Genomic DNA, 13638 nt, shown 5'->3' with positions numbered 1-13638 from the left:
GAAGTTAAATTCAGAGTTTCCCTAGCCAAGCAAGGAGACTTTCCTACCGGCAAACCTCTGCCCGAGCCCATCGCCATGGACCCGGGCAGTAGCCTTCAGCGTATCAGGCCTCCTGCAAGACCTTGTCGATCGCCTCACCCAATGCCTGGACATAAGGTGCCTTGACCAAGCTGTTGTGCGTGCCTGGCAGCGCCACAGCCTGCACCTGTTCACCCACCACCTGTGTCCAACCCAGAGTCGGGTCCTGGCGTGGCTGGTCGGCAGCGCTGAACAGCTTCAGGCTCAGCGTGCTCGGCGGGGTCACGTAGGCGCCCACTGCCTTGCGAATGCCCCAGGCCACCGCCAGGTGGCTGCGCAGCAAGGCCAGGTCGATGCCCGCAGGCAGTTCTTCGGGCAGCAGCCCGTATTCGCTGCACAGTGCGAGCATGGGCTCCACGGCGTTGTCCTCGGCCAGCGACTGCAGGCGCTGGTGCAGATCCTCCGGAATGCTTTGGGGCAGCCAGGCCATCAGGAACTGCGCTTCGCTCGGTGCAGGCCCAGCCTCGGCTTCGGTGCGGGCCGAAGCGTCGATGATGCCGAGGAACTCCAGGCGCTCGCCGCTGGCTTGAAGCTGGCGCGCCATTTCATAGGCGATCAGGCCACCCGCCGACCAGCCGGCGATGCGGTAAGGTCCACGGCCTTGCACCTGGCGGATAGCGGCCAGGTAGCGCGAGGCCATGGCCGGCACGTCGCTGAGCACGCTTTCATCGGCCTTCAAGCCGCTGGCGGCCAGGCCGTATACCGGCAGGCTGTCCGGCAAGGCGGCGGCCAGGTCGTAGGCGTACTGCACCTCGCCCCCCAATGGATGCACCAGGAACAGCGGGCGCCGTTCGCCGCGCGGGCGTACTGGCACCAGGTTGCTCGCCTGGCCTTGCTCAGCCTCGCCGCTCAGCGTGCGGGCGAAGCCCGCCAGGGTCGGTTCGACGAACAGGTCGCGCACCGCCACTGGCTTGCCCAGCACCTTGCGCAGGCGTGAGGTCATTTGCACGGCCATCAGGGAAATCCCGCCCAACTGGAAGAAATCGTCGTGGCGGCTGATCTGCTCCTTGTTGAACAGGCTCCGCCAGATGGCCGCCACCGCCTGCTCGACGGGGCCTTGCGGCGCCTCGAAAGGCTTGGGCTGCGCCGCGGCCTGTAGCGCCGGTTCATCACTGTGCACCTTGCGCACCGGCACCGGTAGCTGAGCCAGCACCTGGCTGAGCGGCTGGGTGGCGTCGCTGACCCAGTGTTCCAGCAGCGTACCGAACAGCGCCGCGATGCGTTCGGCACTGGCGGTGTCGAACAGGTCGCTGGCGTACTGCAGGCTGCCGCCGATGAAGTCGCCGTGGTCGACCAGCGACAGCGCCAGGTCGAATTGCGTGGCATGGTGCGGGCGCTCGACACCGGCCACCCGCAGGCCGGGCAGTTGCAGCGGTGCGTCCGGGGTGTTGTTCAGGCTCAGCATCACCTGGAACAACGGGTTGTGCCCCATGTTGCGCACCGGCTGCAGGGCGCTGACCACCTGCTCGAACGGCAGGTCCTGGTGCTGATAGGCCGCCAGCGTGGTGGCCTTGACCTGCGCCAGCAGGTCATTCACCGGCGTTTCGGCGCAGGGTTTGACGCGCAGTGCCAGGGTGTTGGTGAAGAAGCCGATCAGTGGCTCCAGCTCCGGGCGCGAACGGTTGGCGACCGGGGTACCGACCACCACATCCTGCTGGCCACTGAGGTGGCTCATCAGCGCTGACCAGCCGGCCAGCAACAGCATGAACAAGGTGCTGCCCTGGGCCTGGCTGAACTGGCGCAACTGCGCGCTCAGCTCGACCGGGAAGCGGCACTCGACGATCCCGCCGGCATAGCTCTGGGTGGCCGGGCGTGGGCGGTCCAGCGGCAGGTTCAACAGCGCGGGGGCTCCATCCAGGTACTGCCGCCAGAAGTTCAGGCTGGCTTCCAGGCCGGCAGCGTCGAGCACACGACGCTGCCAGGCGGCATAGTCGGCGTATTGCAGCGGCAGCGGCGGCAAGGGATCCGGCTGACCCTGGACGAAGGCGCTGTACAGCCGGCTGACCTCGCTGGCCAGGACGCTGTTCGACCAACCATCGGAAATGATGTGATGCAGGGTGATGAACAGCACGTGCTCCTGTTCATCCACTTGCGCCAGCAAGCCGCGCAGCAGCGGGCCACGCGCCATGTCGAACAACTGCGTGACGTTGGCTTCGCCCAGGGCCTGCAGGGCGCTTTCACGCTCGGCCTCGGGCAGCCCTCGGAGGTCTTCATAGGCCAGGCTGAAGCCGCAGTCGGCCGGTGCGATAGCCTGGGCTGGCTCACCGTCGACCCGCTCGAAACGTGTACGCAGGATTTCGTGGCGGGCCACCAGGCGATCCAGCGTGGCCTGCAGCGCACGGCGATCCAGCGGGCCGCTCAGGCGCAGGGCCTGCGGCAGGTGGTAGGCCGCGCCGGCTGCCGGATCCAGTTGATCGAGGAACCACAGGCGCTGCTGGGCGAACGACAACGGCAGGCGCTGATTGCGGTTGGCCAGCGGGATGCTGCCGGCGTCATTCGACGAAGTGCCGTCCACCAGCGCCGCCAGGCCGCGCACGGTGGGCGCCTCGAACAGTTCGCGCAGGCTGATGCGCGCTCCCAGTTTGCGGCGCAGCCTCGACAGCAACTGCACCGCCAGCAGCGAGTGGCCACCCAGCTCCAGGAAGCCGTCATCGCGGCCGACCTGTTCGACACCCAGCAGGGCCTGCCAGATCTGCGCGATGGCCTGTTCGGTCTCGCCTTGCGGAGCCACGTAGGCCTGACTGGCCAGGGACTCGGCGCCCGGGGCAGGCAGGGCGCGGCGGTCGAGCTTGCCGTTGGCAGTTAGTGGTAGCTGCTCCAGCACCACGTAGGCGCTGGGCACCATGTACTCCGGCAGGCGCTCGAGCAGTGCCGCGCGCAATTGCCCAGCGTCCGGCGGCGTACCGCACAGGTAGGCCACCAGGCGGGTGCCGGCCTCGTCACCATGGCTGTCATTGCGGGCGATGACCGCCGCTTCGCGCACGCCGTCGCAGGCCAGCAGGGCACTTTCGATCTCGCCCAGTTCGATACGGAAGCCGCGAATCTTCACCTGGAAGTCGTTGCGGCCCAGGTACTCCAGGGTGCCGTCGGCGCGCCAGCGGCCCAGGTCACCGGTCTTGTACAGGCGGCCCAACGGGGTGTGGATGAAGCGCTCGGCGGTCAGTTCCGGGCGGTTGAGGTAACCGCGTGCCACACCGATACCGCCGATATGCAGTTCACCGGCCACGCCGATCGGCGCCGGCTGGCCCAGGGCGTCGAGCACGTAGAGCTGCACGTTGGCCAGCGGGCGGCCGATGCTGGGTTGTTCGCCCAGGTCGGCGATCCGGCCCTGGCTGGCGTCCACGGTGCCTTCGGTCGGCCCGTACATGTTGTAGAAGTGGATGCTCGGGCAGGCGCGCAGACGTGCCCAGGTCGCGGCGTTGATCGGCTCGCCACCCAGCAGCACGCTGCGCGGCTTGTAGCGTTCACGCTCGAGCAACCCGGCGGCGAGCAGGCCGTCGAGTTGCGAAGGGGTGGAGTCGAACGCCTGGATCTGCTCGGCTTCGAGGAAGTCCAGCAACTCCTGGCCACTGGCGCGCAGGTGCTGCGGCACGATCACCAGGCAGTGGCCGGCGCCGAGCTGGCAGATGCCCTTGAGCGACATGTCGAAGTAGAAGCCGGCGTTGAGCGCCACCCGCGCTTGCGCGCTGCAATGGCTGTGGGTGGTGCGCGCCAACACCTGGCTGAAGTTGAACAGCGAGCGGTGCTCGACCATCACGCCCTTGGCCTGGCCGGTGGAACCGGAGGTGTAGATCACGTAAGCCAGGTGTTCAGGGCTGAGGGCCGGTACCTGCGGGTTGCTGTCGTAGCCGGAGTCGTCGGCAGCGGCCAGGGATTCTGCGCTGTCCAGCGCCAGGCGCGGCACGCTGACTGGCGGCAGCGTCAGCGCGGTCTGGGCCAGCACGGCGCACGGCTGGCTGTCGGCGAGCAGGAAGGCCATGCGCTCGGTGGGGTTGGCCGGATCCAGTGGCACATAGGCGGCACCGGCCTTGAGCACGGCGAGCACGCCGACGATCATCTCCAGGCTGCGCTCGGCGCACAGCGCCACGCGGTCGTCAGGTTGTACGCCGAGGGCCAGTAGCTGCCGAGCCAGGTGGTTGGCGCGGCGGTTGAGCTGGCGGTAGCTGAGCTGTTGCTGCTCATGGACCAGCGCCGTGGCGTCGGGCTGTTGCTCGGCCTGTTGCTCGAACTGCACATGCAGCGGGCGCACCGCGCCGAAATCCTCGGCGCTGTGGTTGAAGCCGTGCAGCAGTTGCTCGCGCTCGGCGTCGGGCAGCACCTCCAGGCTCTGGGCCGGGCGTGTCGGGTCGTGCTGCAGGGCATCGACCAGGGAAGACACGGCCTGCTCCAGGTACTGAGCGACCCGCGCCGGGTCGATGCCGCTCACCGCCTGGGCCGTCAGCGAGAACTGTTCGCCGACATCGGCGACGGCGATTTCCAGCGGATAGTTGGTGCGGGTTTCCGACGCCAGGAAGCGAATCCCAGGCTGATCGGCCAATTGCTCGCGCTGCTGGCCGTCGGCATCGATCAACTCGCCATGGCGGCAGTTGAGGATCACCGTGAACAGCGGTGCGGAGGCTTCCACGGCGCTGCAGCGCTGGGCCAGGGCCAGGGGCGCCTGTTCGTGCACCAGCAGCTCGCTGAGTTGCTGATAGGCATCGGCCACCAGCTGCGCGACGCTGTGCTGGCGAACCCGCAGGCGCATCGGCAGGGTATTGATGAACATGCCCAGGGCATGGTCGGCACCGGCGGTGCCTTGCGAGCGCCCCGACAGCACGGTGCCGAACAGGCCTTCATCGCTGCCACTGGTGGCGGCCACCACCAGGCCCCAGGCGGCGTGGAACAGCACCGAGGTCGGCACACCCTGGGCGCTGGCGACCTGATGCACGCGCTGGGTCAGCGCCGGACTCAGGTGCCTGACCGCCCGCTGGATACCGGCACCGCTGCCGTGTACATCCAGCACCCCGAACGGCGCACTGGTGCTGTCTACGTCATGCAGCAGCCGGCGGAAGTAGGCCTCATGCTCGGCGACCGGCACCTGGGCGTTCTTGGCGATGAAGTCACGATAGGGTTGCGACGGCGGCAGTTGCTCGACGCGGCCATCGAGCACGGCCTGGATCTCCAGCATGATCAGGCGCAGGGTGACGTTGTCGCTGATCAGATGGTGGTCGAGCAGCGCCAGCAGCCATTGCTGGCCCGGCTCGTCGTGAATGGCGTAGGCGGCGATCAGCGGCGCCTGTTGCAGATCGAGGCGCAGGCGATGCGGGTCGGTGTGCTCGCGCAGCACCTCCAGGGCGCTTTCTCCCGGCGGGCAGTCGAGGGTTACCAGCGGCAGCCTGGCCTGGCGCTGCACCACCTGCACCGGAGCTGGCAGACCCTGCCAGCGCAGCGCGCTGCGCAGGATGTCGTGGCGGTCGATGACCACCTGCACGGCGGCCAGGAAGTTATCCAGCAGCTCGCGGCGCTCGAAGGTCACCACGGTGCGCATCAGGTAGGCATCACCTTCGCTCTGCAGCAGATGGTGGAACAGAATGCCTTCCTGCAGCGGCGACAACGGGTAGATGTCCTGCACGTTGGCGGCCCCGCCTGGCACCTGCTCGACGATCTGCTCGATCTCGGCCTGGCTCAAGCTCGCCAGCGGCAGCATGTCGGGTGTGATGTGCTGGCAATCGGCCGGAATCGCCGATGTGGTGGCGGCGGCCTGCTGCGCATCGACCGGTACGGTGGCAGCGGCCATGGCCTTGAGCGTCGGCGCCGCGAACACGGTGCGCACGTCCAGGGCCAGGCCTTCCTGGCGCAGGCGCTCGATCAGGCTGATGACCAGGAACGAATGCCCGCCCAGCTCGAAGAAGTGATCCTCACGGCCAACCTGCTCGACCCGCAGCAGGCTTTGCCAGGCCTGCGCCAGCAGGGTTTCCACCGGCCCTTGTGGCGCCTGGTACTCGCGTCGCGCCAGCGTACCGCTATCCGGGGCGGGCAGGGCCTTGCGATCCAGCTTGCCGTTGGTGGTCAACGGCCAGGCCTGCAGCGACACGAAGGCACTGGGCAGCATGTAGTCCATCAGGTGCTCGGCCAGTTGCTCGCGCAGCCGCGCCGCGTCCAGCACCGCACCGTCATGAGGGATGAGATACGCCACCAGGCGCTGATCGCCCGGCGCGTACTCGAAGGCCAGCACCCTGGCCTGACTGACACCAGGGCAGGCCAGCAGACGCGCTTCGATTTCACCCAGCTCGATACGCAGGCCGCGAATCTTCACCTGGGAATCATTGCGGCCCACGTACACCACGCCGCCGTCGCTGTTGTAGCGCGCGGTGTCACCCGTGCGATACAGGCGCTCGCCGGGGGCGAAGGGGTCGTCGATGAAACGCTCGGCGTTCAGCGCGTCACGGTTGAGGTAACCGCGAGCCACGCCGCCGCCACCGATGTAGATTTCGCCTTCCACACCGACCGGTACCGGCTGCAGGTTGGCATCCAGTACGCGCAGGCACAGGTCTGGCAGCGGGATGCCGATCAGGCTCGGCGCGCCTTCGTCGATCTCGTGCTGGGCCAGCGGGTAGAAGGTCGCATGCACGGTGATTTCGGTGATGCCGTACATGTTCACCAGACGCGTGCGGTTCAGGGGTGTGCGTGCGATCCACGGGCGCAGGCTGGCGAACTCCAGCGCTTCGCCGCCGAAGATCACCTCGCGCAGGCTGTGCTCGCCCGGGGCACGCTCATGGGCCTGGATGAAGCGGCGGAAGGCGCTCGGGGTCTGGTTCAGTATGGTGACACGCTCGCGGCACACCAGGGCATGGAAGTCTTCGGCGGAGCGGGCCACCTCGGCCGGTACGATCACCAGTCGTCCACCATGGCTCAGTGCGCCCCACAGTTCCCAGACCGAGAAGTCGAAGGCAAAGGAGTGGAACAGCGTCCACACGTCCTCTGCAGCGAAGTCGAACAGCTCGGCGCAGGCATCGAACAGCCGGGCGACCTGGCGATGTTCCACCTGCACGCCCTTGGGCTGCCCGGTGGAACCGGAGGTGTAGATCACGTAGGCCAGGTGCCGTGCCTGCAGGCTCGGCAGTTCCGGGTTGTGGTCGTACTCCGGCCCAGGCTCTTCGGCACTGATGTCCAGGGCCAGTACCGGCACGTCGTGGTCTGGCAAGACGCTCAGGCAGGCCGGCTCGGCCAGCAGCAGGGTCGGCTGGCTGTCGTCCAGCAGGTAGCCCAGCCGCTCGGCCGGGTAGGCCGGGTCCAGCGGCACGTAGCCGGCGCCGGCCTTGAGCACCGCGAGAATCGCCACCACCTGGCCAATGCCGCGCTCGGCGAGAATGGCCACGCGTTGATCGGGCTGCACGCCCTGGCTCAGCAACTGCTCGGCCAGGTCATTGGCCCGGCGGTTCAGGGCCTGGTAGCTGACCTGCTGGTCAGCGAAGCTCAGGGCAATGCTGTGCGGTGCGTCGGCGGCGGCCTGCTCGAAGCGCTGGTGCAGCAGCGGCGTACCGGCAAAGCGCGCCTTGGGTTGTGCCGTGGCCGGGCTGGCCTGACGCTGCGCAGCGCTGAGCAGCGGCAGGTTCAGCACCGGCTGTTGCAGGTCATCCAGCAGCGCCGTCAGCAGCACCTTGAAATGCTCGGCGAAGCGTTCCACCGTGCTGCGCTCGAACAGGTCGCTGGCGTACTCGATCACCCCGGCCAGGCCGCCATCGGCATGGCCCAGGGTCAGCATCAGCTCGAATTGCGCGGTGTGGTGCGCCTGCTCCACCGGCGTCAGGCTCAGGCCCGGCAGCGCCAGGTCGGCCTGGCCGGGGGTGTTGTCCAGCGACAGGGCCACCTGGCACACCGGGCTGTGGCTGAGCGAGCGCGGCGGCTGCAACGCCTCGATCACCTGCTCGAAGGGGATGTCCTGATGTTCATGGGCGCCCAGTACCGCCTGTTTGGCCAGATCCAGCAGTTGCGCACCGCTGGGGTTGTCGGCGAGGTTCAGGCGCAGCGCCTGGGTATTGACGAAAAAGCCGATCAGCGCTTCGGTCTCGGCGCGGCTGCGGTTGGCGTTGGGCACGCCGATCACCACGTCCGGCTCGTTGCCCAGGCGTGCCATCAGCACCCCCCAGGCGCTGAGCAAGGCCATGAAGGGTGTGACTTGGTGCTGTTTGCAGACATTCGCCAGGCGCTGGTACAGCGGCGCCTCGATCAGCACCGGGACATCGCCGCCGCGGAAACTCTGCCGCGCCGGGCGTGGCCGGTCGCCGGGCAGGTTGATCACTGCCGGTGCGCCTTGCAGGTGCTCGCGCCAGTAGGCCGCCTGGGCCTGCAACTGCTCATGGCCCAGCGTACGGTGCTGCCAGGCGGCGTAGTCGGCGTACTGGATCGCCAGGGGCGGCAACGGGTCGGGTTGCCGCTGGCTGAAGGCGCGGTACAAGGCACCCAGCTCGCGCACGCAGATACCCACCGACCAACCGTCGGAGATGATGTGGTGCTGCACCACCAGCAGCACGTGCTCATCGTCGGCCACGCGCAGCAGATGGCCGCGAATCAGCGGCCCGCTGCTCAGATCGAAGGGCTTGGCCGCTTCATGATCGGCGATGCGCGCGGCGCTCTGGCTGGCTTGCTCATAGGGCAGGGCACGCAGGTCCTGCTCGCTCAGGCTGAAGCCGATGTCTGCTGCTGCGATGACCTGCACCGGCTGTTCGCCGGGGCAACTGAAGGTGGTACGCAGGCTTTCGTGGCGCTCGACCAGGCGGTCCAGCGCGGCTTGCAGTGCGCCACGGTCCAGCTCACCGCGCAGCAGCAAGGTGGCGCGCATGTGATAGGCGGCGCTGGCAGCAGGGTCCAGGCGGTCGAGGAACCACAGGCGCTGCTGGGCGAACGACAGCGGCAGCGGCGCGCTGCGATCGGCCGGCAGAATGACTTGTTGGGTGCTGGCCTGGGTGACGCCGAGCACCTGCGCCAGGGCGGCGACGCTGGGGTTGCTGAACAGGTCGCGCAGCATCAGCTCGTGGCCCAATTGCTGGCGCACCCGAACGACCAGTTGCGCCGCCAGCAGCGAATGCCCGCCGAGTTCGAAGAAACTGTCGTTGCGGCCCACCGGCGAAACCCCGAGCAACTCTTCATAGAGCTCGGCCAGGGCCTGTTCGGTCGGCCCTTCGGGTTCGGCATAGGACTCACTGGCCATGGCGTTGAGGTCAGTGGCAGGCAGGGCCTGGGTGTCGAGCTTGCCGTTGACCGTCAGCGGGTAGCTGGCCAGGCTCACGAAGGCACTGGGAATCATGTAGTCCGGCAGTGTCGCGCCCAGTTGCGCGCGCAATGCGGCCACGGCCAGCGTGGTGCCCGGCTGCGGGATCAGGTAGGCCACCAGGCGCTTGCCCTGGGCCGCATCGTCACGGGCCAGCACGCGAGCTTCGCGCACGCCCTGGCAGGCGAGCAGCTTGGCTTCGATCTCGCCCAGCTCGATACGGAAACCGCGGATCTTCACCTGGGCATCCATGCGCCCCAGGTGCACCAGCTCGCCGTTGCTCAGCCATTTGCCCAGGTCCCCCGAGCGGTACAGGCGCTGCCCAGGGCGCAGTGGGTTGTCGATGAAGCGCTCGGCGGTCAGTTCCGGGCGGTTCAGGTAGCCACGCCCGACACCCAGGCCAGCCACGCAGATTTCCCCGGCCACGCCCACTGGCAGCAGGCGCTGCCGGTCGTCGAGCACGTACACCTCGGTGGTTGGGATCGGTCGCCCGACGTTGGAGATGCCGGCGTCGATGTCGGCCTGCTGCAGAGCCTTGAAGGTCACGTGCACGCAGGTTTCGGTGATGCCGTACATGTTCACCAGCGCCACATGGCCGAAGCGCTGGTGGAAGCCCGCCAGGCGTGCCGGCTCCAGGCTTTCGCCGCCGAAGATGACATAACGCAGGTGTTCCAGGCTGGCGGGGTGGTCCACGGCCACACTGCTCAGCGCGTCGAAGGCCGAAGGGGTCTGGTTGAGTACGCTGACCTGCTCGGCCTGCAGGAACTCCAGCAGCCCCTGAGGGTCACGGCGCAGGGCTTCCGGCACCAGGGCCAGGCGGCCACCGTGCAGCAGGGCGCCGAACATCTCCCATACGGAGAAATCGAAGGCATGCGAATGGAACAGCGACCACACGTCGTTCGCGCCGAAGTCGAAGGGTGCGCGGCTGTTGTGCAGCAGGCGCACCACGTTGCGATGTTCCAGCAGCGCACCCTTGGGCTGGCCGGTGGAGCCCGAGGTGTAGATGACATAGGCCAGGTGGTCCGGCGCGCTGAGGTTGGGCAGGTTTTCGCTGCCAGCAGAACTGGCGCTGTCGTCTTGCAGGGCAAGCACTTCGATGCCCAGGCGGGCGGCCGTCTCGGCCAGCGCCGGGTCGATGATGGCGTGGCGTACGCCGCTGTCCTGCAGGACGAAGGCAATGCGCTCTGCGGGGGCGTTGGGGTCGACCGGCACGTAGGCGCCACCGGCCTTGAGCACTGCCAGGGTCGCCACCACCATGCCCAGCGAACGCTGCAGGGCGATGGCCACCGGCGCCTGCGGGGTGACCCCGGCGGCGCGCAGGCGGTGCGCCAGTTGGTTGGCCTGGGCGTTGAGCTGCGCATAGCTGAGGCGCTGGTTGCCCAGGTTCACGGCAATGCGCTCGGGGCACTGGCGCACCTGTTCCTCGAACAGTTGGTGAATCGTCATCTGCTCGGGCCAGGCCGCTTCGCTGTCGTTGAACGCCAGTACCTGCTGCTGGCGCTGCTCGGCACTGAGCAGCGGTAGATCGTCCACGGGCGTCTGCGCCGCGTCCACCAGGGCTTCGAGCAGGCGCACGTAGTGCTGCATCAGTTGCTCGGTGAATGCCGGCTCGAAGAATTCGGCGTTGTACACCAGATGGCCGTTCCAGTGCAGGCCATGGTCGTCGATCAGCAGGTGCAGATCGTTCTTGCCGTAGCCCAGGTTGGTTTCCAGTGGCGTGAAGGACACCCCGGCGACCACTTCGCTCGGCTCGGCCTGTTTGTAGTTGAACAGCACATCGAACAGCGCGGTGCGGCTCATGTCCTTGGCCGGGTTCAGCGCCAGCACCAGTTGGTCGAATTGCAACTGGCGGTGCGCCAGGGCCTGGGCCAGGGTCTCGGCGGCGCTGGCGCAAAGCGCCTGCGGCGTGGTGCCGGCCGGGCACTGGCTGCGGATCACCAGCAGGTTGTCGATGGGCCCGACCACCCCGGCCAGCGCCTCGTTGCGACACGCGGCGCTGGTGCCCAGCACCAGTTCGTCATGCCCGGCGTAGCGGCGCAGCAGTGCGCTGAAAGCGCTCAGCGCCAGGCTCTGGGTGCTGTAGCCAGTCTGCTCGGCGAGGCCCTGCAGGCGGCGTACCAGCGCCGGCTCGACACGGAAATCATGCGTGGCTTCGGCAAATATATGCACCGCCGCCCGCGGTCGCATCAGCGGCAGTTCCAACGCCTGCAGCTTGCCGCGTAGCTGGTAGGCCCACCAGGCGCGCAGGTTTTCCGTGACCGCCGCCGGCAGTTGGCGCTGCCAGACGGCAAAGTCGGCAAACGAATGGTCAAGGGCCGGCAGGTCGGCTTCGCGCCCGGCACAGGCCGCCGCGTACAGCGCCAGCAGGTCGCGGCGCAGCACGCTCATGCTGGTGCGGTCGGCCAGCAGGTGGTGCACGGTCAGCGCCAGCACGGCCTGGCGTTCGTCGGCCTGTACCAGGCAGGCACGTACCAGGCTGGAATCGCCCAGCGGCAGCGGCTTGCGGGTTTCCGCCAGGGCCTGTTCAAACAGCGCGTGCGCGTCGGCCTGGATCAGCGTCAGTGGCAACTGGCTTGCCCCGACGAAAGTCTGCCAGCCACGCGCGCCATCGCCATGTATGCGGCAGCGCAGCAGCGCGTGGCGCTCCAGCAGGCCATTCAGGGCCTGGCGTAGCGCTGCCTGGTCGACTTCGCCGTCCAGGGCCAGGAGCAGCGGAATGTTGTGGTACACCGGGTTGGCCGGGTACAGGTAGCCGGCCTCGAAGGTGTCGATGAACCACAGGCGTTCCTGGTGGAACGACAGCGGCATCTGCGCCGGATGCTCGGGCAGCGCTTCGATGGCCGGCAGCGGCGTCTCGCGATCCAGTTCCAGGCGGCTCAGGCGGGTGTCCGGAGCCTGGGTGAAGTGCTCCAGCAGGTTCTCGAAGCGTTGCCCCAGGCGTTCGATGCTGGCCGCCTCGAACAGCGCGGTGGCGTAGGACAGGCTGCACGACAGGCGCCCGTGGCCTTCGTCGATGTGCAGCGAAAGGTCATGCTGGGTGCTGGCCTTGTGCGAGGGCAGGAACTCCAGCTCCAGGCCCGGCAGTTGCAGCGCCGTTCCCGCACCGCCGGCATTGGTGTAGAGCATGCTCTGGAACACCGGGCTGTGGCTGGCGCTGCGCGGCGGGTTGAGCGCCTCGACCACTTGGTCGAAGGGCGCGCCCTGGTAGTCGGCGGCTTCGAGCATCAGCGCCTTGACCTGCTCCAGCACCTCGGCGAGGGTCGGATCAGCTTCCAGGCGTACGCGGATGGCCAGAGTGTTGACGAAGAAACCGATCACGCCCTGCCATTCGGGGCGGTCGCGGTTGGCGGCGACGGTGCCAATCACCACGTCCTGCTGGCCACTGACCCTGGCCAGCAATACCGCCCAGGCCGCCATCAGCAGCATGAACGGCGTGGCGGCACGGGCCTGGGCCTGCTGCTGGATGGCTCCAGCCAGCGCCGGCGGCAGGTCGAACACATGGGTGTCACCGCGAAAGCTCTGCACCGCGGGGCGTGGCCGGTCGGTCGGCAGGTTCAGCAGCGCCGGGGCACCGCTCAGGCGATCTCGCCAGAAGCCCACCTGTTCGGCCAGGGCCTCGCCGCTGAGCTGCGCGCGCTGCCAGGCGGCGTAGTCGGCGTATTGCAGGGGCAGGTCGGGCAGGGCGGGCGCCTGGTCGCTGCTCAGGGCCTGGTACAGCGCTGCCAGTTCCTTGACCAGCACGCCGGTCGACCAGCCATCGGAAATGATGTGGTGCTGGGTCAGCAGCAGGCGGTGCTCCTGGTCGGTCAGGCGCAGCAGGCGCCCGCGCACCAGTGGGCCTTCGCTCAACACCAGCGGGGCGCGGGCTTCTTCCTCGGCCAGACGCTCGGCCTCGGCACGCGCTTCGGCAGCGGGCAGGTGGCGCAGGTCATGTTCGCTGAGGCTGAAGCCGCTGTCGATCGGGGCAACCACCTGCACGGTCTGCTCGCCGTCGCGGGCAAAGGTGGTGCGCAGGCTTTCATGGCGCGCCACGAGCTGGTTCAGGGCGGCTTTCAGGGCGTCACGGTCAAGCTCGCCACGCAGCGCCAGGGCCGCCGGCATGTGATAGGCGACGCTCGCCGTAGGGTCGAGCTGGTCGAGGAACCACAAGCGCTGCTGGGCGAACGACAAGGGCAGGGGCGCCGTGCGGTCGGCCTGCGGGATGCTGGCCTGGGCCTTGACCTGTTCCGGCTGGGCGCCGCGTTGTTTGAGCAGGCGCAGCAGGGCTGCGCGTTTGAGGGCGTCGAGGCTTTGCGTAGTGTCGGTCACGG

Annotated in this window: 1 protein-coding gene; it reads right to left on the bottom strand. The window is 68.1% G+C overall.

Annotated features, from left to right (window positions below):
- Positions 1-103: 103 nt before the first annotated feature.
- Entirely contained in the window at positions 104-13636 is a 13533-nt protein-coding gene (locus tag OU800_RS12585; protein WP_268177616.1) for a non-ribosomal peptide synthetase, read from the bottom strand.
- Positions 13637-13638 lie beyond the last annotated feature (2 nt).

This window comes from Pseudomonas sp. GOM7, from assembly GCF_026723825.1.
Classification (GTDB): Bacteria; Pseudomonadota; Gammaproteobacteria; order Pseudomonadales; family Pseudomonadaceae; genus Aquipseudomonas.
This window is presented reverse-complemented; position numbering and strand designations above follow the sequence as displayed.